Raw genomic sequence first — 14,394 nt, forward strand, 5'->3', positions numbered from 1 at the left:
TTATAAAGTTAAAAAACTTTAGTTGCAAGCTCAACTATCCTATTTGAATAACCCCACTCATTATCATACCAACTAAAAACCTTTACACAATTTCCTTCAACAACTTTTGTCAATTTTGCATCAAAAATACTTGAATGAGGATTGCCGTTAAAATCAATAGACACTAAATCCTCTTCCACATATTCCAAGATACCCTTCATTTCATTTTCAGCAGCTTCTTTAATGGCATTATTTACCTCTTCAGCAGTTACATTTTTTGAAAGCTCACATGTTAAATCAACAATGGATACATTTGGAGTTGGAACTCTGATAGCAAGACCATCAAGTTTACCTTTCAATTCTGGTAAAACAAGTCCTACAGCTTTAGCAGCCCCAGTAGAAGTTGGTATCATAGAAACTGCTGCAGCTCTTGCTCTTCTTAAATCTTTGTGAGGCAAATCCAAAATACGTTGATCATTTGTATATGAGTGAACTGTAGTCATAACCCCTTTTACAATACCAAATTTATCATTTAATATTTTTGCAACAGGAGCAAGACAGTTTGTAGTACAAGAAGCGTTGGATATAATATTATGCTTTTCTTTATCATATTTATCAAAATTTACACCTAAAACTACTGTAATATCAGGATCTTCCGCTGGAGCAGAAATAATAACTTTTTTAGCTCCTGCTTCCAAATGCTTTGATGCCTGCTCTCTTTTTCTAAACAAACCAGTAGACTCTATTACAACATCTACATCCAATTCCTTCCAAGGTAAACTCGCAGGATCCTTTTCAGCATAAACTTTTATTTTTTTACCATTTACCACTAAATATTCACCATCTACATCCACATCAAAACCACTTTTCCCATGTACTGAATCCCACTTTAACAAATGAGCTAATGTAGCCGCATCTGTCAAATCATTAATTGCTACGAAATCGATATCAAGCCCTCTTTCCACTGCTGCTCTAAACGCACAACGACCAATCCTACCAAATCCGTTAATTGCTACTTTCACTGCCATTACCGTCCTCCTTTATACCCAATTTGTTTTTAATAGATTCCAATTGAGTACTAATAAAGTTAAAAACTTTTTCGTACTCTTCCTTTTTAAAATCCCCTCTTTTTGTAATCATATTAAACAATCTGTCAATACTGTATATAGATTTTTTTATATTTTCCCGTTCTTTTTTTCTAAGATTTTCAACTTCACTTTTCAATCTTTCTATTATCGTATGTAATTTTTCCAATTTTACCTTTAAAGCATTATTCTCTTTTTTTAAATCTATAATTTGTCCCACATGACTTTCTTTTAATAATTTCTCAATTACATTCGTAAGTTTTTGATTTCTTTCTACCAAAGAATTATACCCTTCCAATAACTTTTGATATTCACTTTTAAGCTGATTAACCTCATTTAGTGCATGAATTCTATCTTTAGATATCTTTTTTATTTTATCTTGTGTTTTTTCCAAATCTTCTAAAAGTTCATATTGTTCTGTAATATCTTGCAAAATTTCTCCGACTTCAATAACTCTACCTTCTTCATCAAAGATAGGATACATAGTTTGTTCAAACCAAATTTTCTTATCACCCTTATTTACCGAAATGTGCTGACTCACACTAATTTTGCTATCAACTACCTCATTTATCTTACACCACTTACAAGGTTGTTCAAAATTAAATATTGTCTTAAAACATTTACTGCCAATAAATTTTGGTAAACTATCAACACCTGTAAACCTACCTAGCGCTTCATTTACATTGTTTAATTCATAATTCAAATCTATAGAAAAAAGAGGATTCTTCATCCCATCGATAAGTTTTAACATCTTTTTTCTACTTTTTCTCAAAATTTGTACACTTTCCTCTAACCCTTCAATTTGAAGCTTGTAGTCATCAATCAACGACTCTAATCTTTTAACCTGCCCATCCAATTTACTAACAGTTGTTTCACATTCATTCAGTTCATCTCTTAAAAATTCCACTTCTTTTTCAAACTGCGCAGCATTGTTTTGCAACTTCATATATTTTTCGAAGAATACACCTAAAAAACTTGCCAAATTTTTAAGATTTTTCGTATCATATAAAATCAAGACACCTTCGCCATTAGATAGTGTAACCTGAACAAATAAAAATACTATTTGTTTATCCTTCTTTGCAAAATACTTTGCCCCTGAAAAATTTTCTAATAAATACGGTTTTAATATTTCCGGTATTTGAATATTCTCAATTTTATCTTCCGTTACTTTATAAAATAAATCACTTTCCCTGTTATAGAAAAAAAATACGTGGTGAAAATATTGTCTTACTAAATCAATAAATTCTTCCATTGTCATAAAAACATCCCTTTACTGAGACAAAATATATCGACTCTTTTAGCCCCAGACTTTTTTAAAATTCTTGCACATTCATTAATTGTAGCTCCGGTAGTGATTATATCATCCACAAGCAATATTTTCAAACCTTTTACGTCATCCATACATTCAAAAGCACCCTTTATATTTTTTATTCTTAAATTTCTTTTTAATTTCCATTGATATTCAGTAAATCTAACTCTTTTTAATAAAGTCTTGTACGGTATTCCAAACTTTTTAGAAATAATTTTCGATAAATAGTATGCTGGTTGGATTAATCTCACAAGTCTTCTTGATATATATACAGGAACCGGAGTCACAATATGATAATTGTCTTCTATACATAAACCACTTAGTAATCTTTCAAAAATTTTCAAGTTCTTAAAACCATAATGAAATTTATAATATTTTAACAAAGTTCTCATCTCATAGTTATACCAGTACGAGACCATAATCTTTTCATAAAATCTAGCCTGAAAACAATTTCGACAGATAATGTAATCTGACTCTAACGGATAACCACACTTATGGCATGAAAAAGTTATCCGTTCGAAATTATTAAAACAAACTTCACATATTAAATCTGTAAAACTAATCTTTTGTTTGCAAAATAAACATTCAGAATAAAAAACTTCACTTAACAATTAATGATTCACCTGTCATCTCTTCAGGCTTTTCAATATTCAGGATTTCCAACATTGTTGGTGCAATATCGGCAAGTTCTCCTCTAACATCTTTTAACTTACAATCATAATTATAAACTATAAAAGGTACTGGATTTAATGTGTGAGCTGTATGAGGTTGATTATTTTCATAATCCCACATCTGTTCAGAATTACCATGATCAGCAGTAACAATTAATACTGCATCCATTTTATCAGCAATACTTACAACCTTACCTAAAGCTTCATCCACCGCTTTGCATGCCTTAATGGCAGCCTCCTCCACTCCTGTATGTCCCACCATATCAGGATTAGCAAAGTTCATTATCACAACATCAATATCACCCTTTGTAAAGACTTCTTCAAATCTATCCACCACTTCAAATACAGACATTTCAGGTTTCAAATCGTATGTAGGAACATCTTTCGGTGATGGAACAAGTATCCTCTCCTCATTTTCAAAAACAAGCTCCCTACCACCATTGAAAAAGAATGTAACATGAGCATACTTTTCAGTTTCTGCAATTCTGAGTTGCCTCAACCCTTCTTTACTGATTACCTCTCCAAAAATGTTCTTTAAATTTTCAGGTGGAAATGCCGCCAAAACATCAAAATCTTTATTATATTTAGTCATAGTTATAAAATGAACAGAGGGAATCCCTTTTCTATCAAAATATTCAAAATCCTTGTTTATAAAAGACATGGTTAGTTCACGAGCCCTGTCAGCCCTAAAATTGAAAAAGAAAACTCCATCACCATCCTTTACAATACCCTTTTTATCAACAACTGTTGGTATAATAAATTCATCTGTCTCCCCCCTATCATATGCATCCTTTACAGCTTCAATTGGATCATTAATCTCAATTCCCTCTCCATGACGTATCGCATCAAAAGCTTTCTTTACCCTATCCCAGCGTTTATCTCTATCCATAGCATAGTATCTACCAGATATTGTGGCAATTTTACCGAAATTTAAGCCTTTTAAGAAGCTATCCAGTTCCTTTATATAATCAATCCCACTTTTGGGTGGAGTATCCCTACCATCCATGAAAGCGTGAACAAACACTTCTTTAATACCATTCTCTTTAGCTAACCTGATTAAACCTTTTAGTTGATCAATATGGCTGTGAACCCCTCCGTCACTCACAAGCCCAAAAAAATGTACTCTACCAGAATCCTTTTTAACTAACTCAAAAAACTTTAAAATATTTTTATTATCCTTTATCGAACCGGTTTCCAGTGCTTTATTAATCCTTACAATATCCTGATAAACAACTCTACCAGCTCCTATATTTGTATGACCAACTTCAGAATTACCCATCTGCCCTTTAGGTAATCCTACCCATTCTTCACTGGCATTTAAAAGAGTGTGGGGATAGTTATTCCATAAATAAAGAAAGTTTTTAGGATTTGATAGCAAAACGGCATTATTTTTCTTCTCTTCTCTATAACCCCATCCATCTAAAATGAGAAGAATTAACTTCTTCCTTTCCACATTACATCCTTATAAGACCTTTTTTCTCCAATTCTGTCTTACATTCTGTACAATATCTTGCAAATGGTACATATTCCAATCTCTTTTCATCTATCTTTTCTTCACAGCTTATACAAATCCCATATGTACCTTTTTCAATTCTTTTTAAAGCATCTTCAACAAGTTTTAATTTTAATGCATCTGTCTCTACTTTTCCAAGCATAAGATTTCTATTGTAAATCTTATAAGCTTGATCAGCTGAATCTTGCCCTTCCCCTTTCCCCAAATCGATAGCTTCTTGATATTTCTTTTGTAATCTATCTATCAGTTCATTTCTCATCTTCAGCAATTTACTTTTATGATACTCTAATTTTTCTTTTTCCATAAGTTACCTCCTACTTATGATAGGGATGTCCCTGTATAATCGTATATGCTCTATATATCTGCTCACTTAGTAAAAGCAAAGCATGTTCATGAGCAAAAGTTAATTTTGATAAAGAAAATAGTTCATTACACTTTTTTTTCAATATCTCACTTAATCCTTTAGCTCCACCTATTAAAAAAGCTATATTCTTGTTCTGCTTACCTTCAAACCATTTAGCAAAAGACTCCGAATCAAGCTGCTTTCCTTCTACAGCCAATGCTACTCTATAAAAACCTTCTGATAATTTTATAAATTTCTCATATTCTTTCACATCATTCCCAGTTGATTTAAAGTCAATTATTTCAATTTCCATCACAGAACTCAACCGCTTAGCATATTCATTGACCATATCTTTTAAACATCTATTATTAATTTTTGAACCCATTATAATTCTTATCTTCATAAGTTGAAGTCTCTATAAACTAACGACATCACAATGTCAATGATTATTGACTCTGACATTACCCCAAAATCTTTTTTTTTAAAGTGTTAACATATTCTTATAGCTATTTTTACCATATTAGATAGATACAAATGGTGTTTTAAGGGCAAACTTTAAACAAGATAATGATTTGTTAATAGACTCTTTAATAGTTAAAAATTTCCGTATCTAAAGGAACAATCGGTTTAAAAACTTTATCTTCTATCAACTCATTGATTTTACTATTTTTGAAAATAATTTCAGTAATATTGCCTGCGCCATCTTCACTTATAATCTTTTTTATAAATTTATCCCCTAATAAAAGGTCAATATATTTTAAATTTATAAAAGATTTTGGAATTAACCTTACTCTATCTTTATCCAAAGAAATAATCTTAAAATTTTTACCAATTGTTGAAATATCCATAATTATCTGTAAAACGACATTATCCTCTAAACTAATTTTCTGCCTTATTAGCTGCTTCGCACTACTGTCGTAATACTCCATTTTATCTTTTTCAAAGAGATAATACTGTCTATAAGGTTTTTTATAATCCCACATTAATTTTTCCCCTCTAATCAAATAAACTTTCCCTTCATAATAATCATCGCCAAATCCTTGAATCGTTGTTTTTTGAACAAAATCTGCCTGAAATGTTTTAATATTAGAATAACTTTCCAATACCGACTCAATGGATATATCTTTGGAAAAAACATTAAAAACCATTATTAAACAAAAAAACAGTATTTCTAGAATTTTAATAATTTTCATTTACTTTACCTCACTTTTTATGTTAGTACTAATACTATACAATTATAAAACATTCAATAGGGTAATAAAATGAATATCTTGTTGATTGATGATGAAAAATCTTTTCATCATATTTTAAATATATTAGCCAAGCAGCTTGATTTTAACTCATTTTTATGCAGTGACTTAAATAAAGCTAAAAATATTATTGAAGAACATTTCATTGATATTGCATTAATAGATATAAACCTGCCTACCTGTAGTGGTGACCAAATTATAACCTTTATCAAAGATCATTCGCCAAACACATTATGTTATTTATTTACAAGCGACTTTTCAAAAAGATTATCATATGAAAAGATGGTAGATGGATATATTGAAAAGGATAAACTAGTAATCAAACTGCCAGAAATTCTGAAAAAGATAAAAAAATAGTATTAATCTAAGACGTAATCCCCTGCAGCAATTCTTTTTTTAATATGCTTATGAATTGTTTCTCTTTTAGTGGGTGAAAGTCTATCAAGAAACAGAACACCATTTAAATGATCTATTTCATGCTGAAAAGCTCTTGCCAGTAAACCTTCAGCTTCGATTTCCAATTCTTTGCCGTTTTCATCCAACCCTTTTACCAAAACCTTTGCTGCCCTTCTTACATTAGCATATTCACCAGGGATACTGAGGCATCCTTCCTCCTCAATGACCTCGCCTTCAGCATCCACGATAACAGGATTAATAATTTTAATCAGCTGGCTCTTATCCTCTCCTGCAGTAGGATCTATTACCAACAATCTTTCATTAACCCCTACTTGTGGAGCAGCAAGGCCTACTCCAGGTGCTGCATACATTGTTTCCACCATATTGTTTAAAAGCTCTACTATTCTTCCATCTATATTTTTTACTTCAACACTTTTTCTTCTCAAAATTGGATTTGGAAATTTAACAATTTTCAAAATCATCAATTCCTCCATTTAACACATTGATATAATAATATTCTTAATTTAGAATTATTCAATATCCAAGTTATCATTTATAAAATCAGCAAGAGAATATCTGCTAAAAAAACCCAACATTGCATTTCTAAATTTTTCCCTTAAACCTTCATCTTTAATAATCTTCGAATAACGGTCTACCACTTCACGTTCTTTATCACTAATCTCCCTACTAACTTTTCTCACTTTGTCTACTGGTATGTTATAGCTTAGGAAAAACTTTACATCATCAACATCAAAACCTTTCACTTTCAATTTTTCTATTATTTCATCTTTCATATAATAGAGCTCATTTTTTAAAATATGATCCGAAACTCCTATATACAAAACTTTATTTTTTATCATCGTTGGAATAGTTGAAGATGCTATAAAATCTCCCACAACACACTTCCAGCTTTTTGATATAGCTAAAGTGTTATAAACAGATTTTGAAAAAGCGCTTTCTAAAATATCGCTAACCCGTTTCATTTATATTCTTTAATTCCTGCTCAATCCTTAACAACAAATCTTTCACGCCATCTTTAGTAATGGAAGAAATTTCGTAATAAATATCATCTTTTCCAAGATTTTTTACATACTCTCTAAATTGCAATAGGTCATCTTCATTTTTCGAATCAACCTTTGTAGCCACAACAATTTCTTTTTTCTTAGCTAAATCTTTCGAATACTTTTCAAGCTCTTTTCTGATTTTTTCATATCTAGTTATCATAGATTCTTCATTAAAGGATGAATCTATAAAATGAAGAAGTATTTTGGTTCTTTCAATATGTCTTAAAAACTGTGTCCCTAACCCAACTCCTGCATGTGCCCCTTCAATCAAGCCAGGCATATCTGCAAGAACAAAGCTTTCTCCATAAGAGCCTTTCACAACACCTAAATTCGGAGTAATAGTGGTAAATGGATAATCAGCAATCTTGGGTTTTGCAGCAGAAACTACTGAAATAAAAGTTGATTTACCAGCATTGGGATATCCTATAATTCCCACATCTGCTATCAGTTTTAACTCAAGTAATAAAACCTTCTCTTCTCCAGGCTTCCCTTCTTCAGCATACATTGGAGCTCTATGTGTAGGGGAAACAAACATCATATTCCCTCTTCCACCTTTCCCCCCTTTAGCCACAACTACCCTCTGTTTATGCTCTGTAATATCAGCAATTATTTCACCAGTCTCAAAATCTTTTATTACTGTACCAACTGGAACTTTTATTATTACATCATCACCCTTCTTACCGTGCTGATCCTTCCCCCTACCGTGCTCTCCTCTTTTAGCTTTATATATAGACTTGAAAGTGACATCTAAAAGGGTTGATTTGCCTTCATCCCCTTCAATTATTATATCTCCACCATCGCCCCCGTTACCACCATCGGGACCACCTCTGGGGACATACTTCTCCCTGCGAAAACTCACACAACCGTTTCCACCATCACCTGCTTTAACATGTATTTTGGCAATATCGATAAATTTCATATGATTTTACCTATCTCGGTTTAAATTAATTTTTGATACTTCCAGAGGGTATAAAAAAAGCCCCTTTTCAGGGGCTGTACATGTTATACTCTTTCAGGATAAACTGATATAAACTTACCCATTCGCCCCTTATCTTCAAACTTCACATAGCCTTCTATCAAAGAGAATATTGTATAATCTTTACCCAATCCAACATTTCTGCCTGGCTTAAACTTAGTTCCTCTCTGTCTCACAATTATATTTCCAGCCTTTACATACTCGCCACCGAATTTTTTAACACCAAGTCTTTTACTATGGCTATCTCTACCGTTCTTAGTACTACCACCAGCTTTCTTGTGAGCCATCTATATCCTCCTAACCAACTTTAATATCTTTTACTCTTATTTTGGTATAATGCTGCCTGTGGCCATACCTCTTTTTGTAATCTTTTCTTCTTTTCTTCTTGAAAACCAATATCTTTTTATCTTTACCGTGCTCAAGAATCTCAACTTCAACTTTAGCATTTTCAACTTTTGGAGCACCTAAAATAAGATCTCCGTCCTTAGCCACAGCAAGTACTTCCTCAAGCTCAAGAGTTGCACCCTCATCAGCATTGAGCTTTTCAACCTTCAATACATCTCCAACCTTAACTGTATATTGTTTACCACCTGTCTTTAATATAGCAAACATCTATTATCACCTCCATATTAGCACATTGGGAAGAGGTTTATATAACATTTTAACACATCAAGTCAACAAAAATTTTGAAAAACTTTACATATAGGTATAAATATATCTATCAAAATAAAGTTACCAAAGAAAAAGAGGTTTTGCAATACTTTCTTTTTATGGCATCACCCCCAATTTTTGTAAACATCATAGTCATTCGGTAACTGGTGAAATGGGAAGGTAGAAAAAGTTCAACGTTCTCACATTTTCTTATATCGTAACACGTAATGGGTAATGCGTAAAGCGTAAATCACGACTTGGGAAAAAACGTGTAAGTGTAGGTGTGAGTGGAAGTGTAATAGGTCGTTATGCGTAATGCTTGACAAGTAGATGAGTATATTTAGTTGTATGGTTGATAGTAGATGTTCAGCACTCTAATGTTTTAACGTGTCAACGTTCTAACGTTTCCTCATATTTTCTGTTCCCTCAACCTAAGCCTCAACCTTGAACCTTGAACAAGTAAAATAAAGATAACTACATACCACCATCTATCTTTTGCAAAATCACTTTATTTCTTTTAACTCATAATCCAAACTTCCCAAACCAAGTTTTTCAGCATGCTTAAGTTGAACTATCGGATCAATATAATCATATATACTTTTAAAAGGGTCCCCACCTACTCTTTTTAACACCATATCATAGCAAGCTTTATCCAGAGCCACCGGATCTGTTGATGCAAAAAAACCTATATCCTCACATACCGGCTTATCATTTCCAGGATAACAGTCGCAAGCAGGTGAAATATTTGTAGCAATAGTAACATAAAGAATATTTCCTCTCAAAGCCCTGTGTACCCCATAGGCATATTCAGCCATTTTTAATGATGTATTTTCTGCCGTTTCATCCCAGTTTATCCCAATTGCCCCCTCAGGACATACAGCAATACACCTTGCACAACCGGTACATTTGTCAGTAATCACGGCAAAACCCTTTATTTCAATGGCATCTGCAGCGCATGCAACTTTGCAATAGCCACAAGCTGTACATTTATCTTTGTGCACCTTTGGACGGGTAACTGAGTGCATCTCCAGTTTACCTTCTCTTGAGGCACAACCCATGGAAAGGTTTTTTATGGCTCCACCAAAACCTGATACCTCATGCCCCTTAAAATGACTTACACAAACCATCCCATCTGCATGTACAATATCTGCAGCAAGTTTTACTTTATCTAAAAGCTCACCATCAATAGAAACTTCCACACTATTTTCACCCCTAAGACCATCAGCGATAATTACAGGCACCTGCAGAGTAGAATAATTAAAACCATTTAAAAAAGCATTATGAAGATGATCCACACTGTTTGTTCTCATTCCAACATAAAGTGTATTTGTATCGGTTAGATAAGGCTTTGCTTTTAAATCTTTTAGTACCTCAATTATAGGTCTCAAATAAATCGGTCTGATAAAGGCAGTGTTGCCAAATTCACCAAAATGCGTTTTTACTGCAACCAGCTTATTTTTACCGAAATATTTTTCAGGCGATAATTTTTTGAAAAGTTTTTTAATTTTATTCAAAGGTGAATTCAATTTCTTGTTACTCAAACTTGAAAAATAAACAACTGACATTAATACCCCCTTATGCTTTACATAACTTTATTTAATATATATAATTATACTGTTGTTTTTATAATTATCAACTTTTGTTGGAGGGTAAAATGAGTTTCTTAGAACTGGTAAATAAAAGGTACAGCTTTAGAGGCTATCTTGACAAAGAAGTAGAGCAGGAAAAAATCGATTATATTTTAAAATGTGCAAATCTTGCACCCAGTGCTGCAAACAGGCAACCCTGGAAAATCTATCTAGTCAAAGATTATGAAGTAAGAAAAAAGCTTGCAGAAGCTTATCCAAGAGAATGGCTAATTGAGGCTCCAATTATTGTTGTCTTCACTGGAATCACAGATAACAACTGGATAAGAAGCGATGGAAAAAATTATCTCATGTGTGATGTTACCATAATCGCTGACTATTTTATCCTTGCAGCTACTGAAGTAGGACTTGGAACATGCTATATTGCAGCATTTGATGAAAAGAAGGTTATAGATGCATTGAAATTACCTGAGAATGAAATTCCATTTTTAATAACACCTCTTGGGTATCCAAAAGATGGAGTCACAAGACCACGCAAAAGAAAAGAGTTAAATGAAATAATAGTCCATGTTTGATATTAACTGGCTTAAATCACACTACAGTGATATTTTAATAATTGCATTCATTGTAATTATTTTTTTCTTTTTTAAATTAATTATTTCAAAATTTACAAAGCGCTTTAATTTAAACAAATCTATTGGAAGGGTTTTAAATTACACCTTTATAATCATAATCATAGAGTTTACAAAACCCAAAATTGCACTCTCACCTCTTCTTGACACCGTCAGTATATTTATCGAAGTTTCTCTAATAATATTTATTTTTTACAACCTGATAATTAATGTTTATATCAAGGATTATCTGATACATTACAAAGGTAAGCAGATAAAGCATATTTTGATAGACATAATAAAACTTGTATTTTTAACTATCTTCATTCTCACAATTTTGCGAACAGTTTTCAAAGTAGATTTGATTACAATACTCACCCCTTCAGCTATTCTTACTGCAATAATTGGTCTTTCCATGAAAGATACCATAGGAAATCTCATATCCGGGCTTATTATTCAAATTGAAAAACCCTTTGATGTAGGTGATTGGATAAAGATAGATGATTATGTTGGACAAATTACAGAGATTAATTGGCGATATACCAAATTAAAAACTTTGGATAATATCTTTCTAATTATTCCTAACAACAATATTTCTTCAGGAAATCTTTTAAATTACAACAGACCGGAAAAAGAAATGCGAATACTATTAGAAATAGGAGTAAGTTACGATACTCCGCCAGATAAACTAAAAAGTGTGGTAAAAAAGGTTTTATTATCATCCATTCATGTGGATAAATCAAAAGATGTAAATGTTTATTTAAAAAGATATAACGATTTCAGCATAGATTATGATATAGCTTTTTGGATAAAGGAATACAAATTTACAAGAGAAGCCAGAGATGAAATTTATTCAGCTCTCTGGTATGAGTTTAAACTGGCCGGTATTGAAATACCATTCCCTATCAGAACAATTATCAATAAAGAACCAACTCAAATCGAAAGCAAAATAGATAAAAATCTGGTGTCTGATTTTAAAAAGTTAGAAATTTTTAATACCCTTTCTGAAACCACCATTGAAAATCTTATAAGATTCTCAAATATTCATACATATCCTGAAAATTTTATTATCATAGAAGAAAATGAGCAAGGTGAGAGCATGTTTATAATTTTAGATGGGCTTGTTGAAGTATTTAAAGACAATAAAAAACTTTCAGAACTTAAAAGTGGAGATTTCTTTGGTGAAATGAGCCTTTTAACAGGTGAAAGGCGCTCAGCAACAGTAGTAACAAAATCTGAATGCAAGATTGTTGAAATATCAAGACCCGTTTTCAAAGTCTTTTTGGAAAAAGATAAAAAACTAATGGATGCAGTAAATAAAATTTTTCAACAACGTATTGCTGATTTGAAGAAAAACCGAATAACATCTAAGGATATAAAAGAAATAGAAAAAAATTTATTTGCAAAATTTAAAAAATTATTCAATCTTAATTAAGAATTGACGGAGCTGAAAATGGAAAGAATGATTGAAAAAGCAAACATTTTAATTGAAGCTCTTCCTTATATCAGAAAATTTTACGGTAAGTCCATTGTTATAAAATATGGCGGCCATGCTATGGTGGATGAAGCGTTAAAAAGTAGCTTTGCCGAAGACATTATCTTACTTAAGTATGTAGGAATAAATGTTGTAGTTGTCCATGGTGGTGGTCCTCAAATCGGTGAAATGCTCAAAAAATTAGGTATTGATAGCAAGTTTGTTTCAGGGATGAGAGTCACTGATAAAGAAACAATGAATATTGTAGAGATGGTCCTAGCCGGTAGTGTTAACAAGGAAATCGTAAAGCTCATAAATAAACATGGTGGCAAAGCAATCGGTTTGTCAGGAAAAGATGGAAATCTAATAAAGGCAAAAAAACTTTTGATTACCAAACAGGATGATTTTGTAAAAACGTCAGAAATAATTGACATTGGCCATGTTGGAACTGTTGAAAGTGTCAATATAAACGTATTGAAAAGTATGATGGAAAACTTCATACCCGTAATTGCCCCTATAGGAGTAGATGATAATTTTGAGACCTACAACATAAATGCTGACCTGGTGGCTGCAAGCGTAGCCAAGTTTTTAAAAGCTGAAAAGCTTATTCTATTAACCGATGTTCCGGGCGTCCTTGATAAAAACAAAAATCTTATAAGCAGTATAAAAACATCACAGATTGAATCACTTAAAAAGGATGAAACACTCACAGGGGGTATGATTCCAAAAATCGATGCATGTGCAGATGCCGTTTTTGGAGGTGTCAACAAAGCCCACATAATTGATGGCAGAATTAAGCACTCTGTCCTTTTAGAAATTTTTACTGATTCAGGTATAGGTACACAGGTTGTGGCAGGATGAAAATACCTGAAGATTATATTCAAAAAATCATATTACCCTCTTGCAATTATGATAAAAGAATAGCCGAAGCTTTTATAAAAATACCAAGACACTACTTTGTGGATGAAGCACTACATAAATTAGCTTACAAAGATGAAGCACTTCCCATCGGTTTTGGACAAACCATTTCAAAGCCTTCCACTGTAGCAAAAATGACCTTTCTTTTAGACCCTAAACCCGCCGATAAAGTTTTGGAAATAGGTACAGGCTCAGGCTTTCAAGCAGCTATCCTTTCAAAATTAGCCAGTGAAGTTTTTACTGTGGAAAGGATTTCTGGATTGTATAAAAGAGCATCCAGTACCATTCGAAAGTTATTTATTAACAACGTCCGCTTTAAAATCGATAACGGAAAAATAGGATGGGAAGAAAATGCTCCTTTTGACAAAATAATTGTTACTGCAGAGGCTGAAAATTTTCCTGATGAGCTTCTATTACAGTTAAAAAATAATGGGAAAATGGTCATCCCCATAAAAGGAATTCTAAAAGTATTTACAAAAAAAGATGCTGATCTGATTGAAGAAGCAGTATCTGAATGTAAATTCGTCAAATTTGTTACCTAATCTCTTCAAAAAACCGTTTTATTGTT

The 14,394-nt window shown here is 32.3% G+C and carries 18 protein-coding genes; 5 read left to right on the top strand and 13 right to left on the bottom strand.

Translation table 11 applies throughout. The features are described 5' to 3' along the window. Window positions 1-8: 8 nt before the first annotated feature. The 7 genes from gap to FHQ18_RS04980 all read right to left on the bottom strand — a co-directional run bounded on the left by gap (window position 9) and on the right by FHQ18_RS04980 (window position 6,093). Entirely contained in the window at window positions 9-1,007 is a 999-nt protein-coding gene (gene gap, locus FHQ18_RS04950) for a type I glyceraldehyde-3-phosphate dehydrogenase (RefSeq protein WP_149266060.1), read from the bottom strand. Next, window positions 985-2,322 carry a PAS domain-containing protein gene (locus tag FHQ18_RS04955; protein ID WP_149266061.1) on the bottom strand — a complete coding sequence of 446 codons (1,338 nt, stop codon included), beginning with the start codon at window positions 2,320-2,322 and terminating at the stop codon, window positions 985-987. The genes gap and FHQ18_RS04955 overlap by 23 nt, the downstream gene beginning before the upstream one ends. After that, window positions 2,319-2,984: a ComFC family protein gene (locus tag FHQ18_RS04960; protein ID WP_149266062.1), complete on the bottom strand. Its 666-nt coding sequence runs from the start codon at window positions 2,982-2,984 to the stop codon at window positions 2,319-2,321. The genes FHQ18_RS04955 and FHQ18_RS04960 overlap by 4 nt, the downstream gene beginning before the upstream one ends. After that, the gene (gene gpmI / locus FHQ18_RS04965) at window positions 2,974-4,497 is read right to left on the bottom strand and encodes a 2,3-bisphosphoglycerate-independent phosphoglycerate mutase (RefSeq protein WP_149266063.1); all 1,524 of its coding nucleotides are present in this window, start codon (window positions 4,495-4,497) and stop codon (window positions 2,974-2,976) included. Before gpmI ends, FHQ18_RS04960 begins: the two co-directional genes overlap by 11 nt. A gap of 1 nt (window position 4,498) precedes the next feature. Further along, the gene (locus FHQ18_RS04970) at window positions 4,499-4,861 is read right to left on the bottom strand and encodes a TraR/DksA family transcriptional regulator (protein WP_149266064.1); all 363 of its coding nucleotides are present in this window, start codon (window positions 4,859-4,861) and stop codon (window positions 4,499-4,501) included. 10 nt (window positions 4,862-4,871) lie between these two features. After that, window positions 4,872-5,303 carry a 23S rRNA (pseudouridine(1915)-N(3))-methyltransferase RlmH gene (locus FHQ18_RS04975; protein ID WP_149266065.1) on the bottom strand — a complete coding sequence of 144 codons (432 nt, stop codon included), beginning with the start codon at window positions 5,301-5,303 and terminating at the stop codon, window positions 4,872-4,874. Between the two features lie 184 nt (window positions 5,304-5,487). Further along, a complete protein-coding gene (locus FHQ18_RS04980; protein ID WP_149266066.1) occupies window positions 5,488-6,093 on the bottom strand; it encodes a LolA family protein in 606 nt (201 codons plus the stop codon). A gap of 69 nt (window positions 6,094-6,162) precedes the next feature. Between FHQ18_RS04980 and FHQ18_RS04985 the strand changes: the two genes are divergently transcribed. Then, entirely contained in the window at window positions 6,163-6,507 is a 345-nt protein-coding gene (locus tag FHQ18_RS04985; protein WP_149266067.1) for a response regulator, read from the top strand. A 2-nt stretch (window positions 6,508-6,509) separates the two neighbouring features. Here the strand turns inward: FHQ18_RS04985 and def are convergent, their stop codons facing one another. The 6 genes from def to FHQ18_RS05015 form a co-directional block, all read right to left on the bottom strand. Then, window positions 6,510-7,028 (bottom strand): peptide deformylase, encoded by a 519-nt coding sequence (gene def, locus FHQ18_RS04990; protein ID WP_149266068.1) that lies wholly within the window; start codon window positions 7,026-7,028, stop codon window positions 6,510-6,512. 48 nt (window positions 7,029-7,076) lie between these two features. Continuing rightward, window positions 7,077-7,529: a DciA family protein gene (locus tag FHQ18_RS04995; RefSeq protein ID WP_149266069.1), complete on the bottom strand. Its 453-nt coding sequence runs from the start codon at window positions 7,527-7,529 to the stop codon at window positions 7,077-7,079. Further along, the gene (gene obgE, locus FHQ18_RS05000) at window positions 7,516-8,529 is read right to left on the bottom strand and encodes a GTPase ObgE (RefSeq protein WP_149266070.1); all 1,014 of its coding nucleotides are present in this window, start codon (window positions 8,527-8,529) and stop codon (window positions 7,516-7,518) included. Before obgE ends, FHQ18_RS04995 begins: the two co-directional genes overlap by 14 nt. 83 nt (window positions 8,530-8,612) lie before the next feature. After that, on the bottom strand, window positions 8,613-8,873 hold the full coding sequence (rpmA, locus tag FHQ18_RS05005) for a 50S ribosomal protein L27 (protein ID WP_149266071.1): 261 nt from the start codon (window positions 8,871-8,873) through the stop codon (window positions 8,613-8,615). A gap of 10 nt (window positions 8,874-8,883) precedes the next feature. Beyond that, window positions 8,884-9,198 (bottom strand): 50S ribosomal protein L21, encoded by a 315-nt coding sequence (rplU, locus tag FHQ18_RS05010; protein ID WP_149266072.1) that lies wholly within the window; start codon window positions 9,196-9,198, stop codon window positions 8,884-8,886. A gap of 542 nt (window positions 9,199-9,740) precedes the next feature. Next, window positions 9,741-10,802: a DUF362 domain-containing protein gene (locus tag FHQ18_RS05015; protein WP_149266073.1), complete on the bottom strand. Its 1,062-nt coding sequence runs from the start codon at window positions 10,800-10,802 to the stop codon at window positions 9,741-9,743. A gap of 89 nt (window positions 10,803-10,891) precedes the next feature. Here FHQ18_RS05015 and FHQ18_RS05020 point away from each other — a divergent pair, with 89 nt between their 5' ends. Genes FHQ18_RS05020 through FHQ18_RS05035 form a run of 4 tightly spaced genes read left to right on the top strand, consistent with a single transcriptional unit; the run spans window position 10,892 to window position 14,368 of the window. Next, a complete protein-coding gene (locus tag FHQ18_RS05020) occupies window positions 10,892-11,398 on the top strand; it encodes a nitroreductase family protein (RefSeq protein ID WP_149266074.1) in 507 nt (168 codons plus the stop codon). Then, window positions 11,391-12,869 (top strand): mechanosensitive ion channel family protein, encoded by a 1,479-nt coding sequence (locus FHQ18_RS05025; RefSeq protein WP_149266075.1) that lies wholly within the window; start codon window positions 11,391-11,393, stop codon window positions 12,867-12,869. The genes FHQ18_RS05020 and FHQ18_RS05025 overlap by 8 nt, the downstream gene beginning before the upstream one ends. 18 nt (window positions 12,870-12,887) lie before the next feature. Beyond that, on the top strand, window positions 12,888-13,769 hold the full coding sequence (argB, locus tag FHQ18_RS05030) for an acetylglutamate kinase (RefSeq protein WP_149266076.1): 882 nt from the start codon (window positions 12,888-12,890) through the stop codon (window positions 13,767-13,769). Beyond that, complete coding sequence (locus tag FHQ18_RS05035; RefSeq protein ID WP_149266077.1) at window positions 13,766-14,368, top strand: protein-L-isoaspartate(D-aspartate) O-methyltransferase; 603 nt, start codon at window positions 13,766-13,768, stop codon at window positions 14,366-14,368. Before argB ends, FHQ18_RS05035 begins: the two co-directional genes overlap by 4 nt. The last annotated feature ends 26 nt before the right edge of the window (window positions 14,369-14,394 follow it).

The sequence above is a fragment of the Deferribacter autotrophicus genome, assembly GCF_008362905.1.
Taxonomy (GTDB): domain Bacteria; phylum Chrysiogenota; class Deferribacteres; order Deferribacterales; family Deferribacteraceae; genus Deferribacter; species Deferribacter autotrophicus.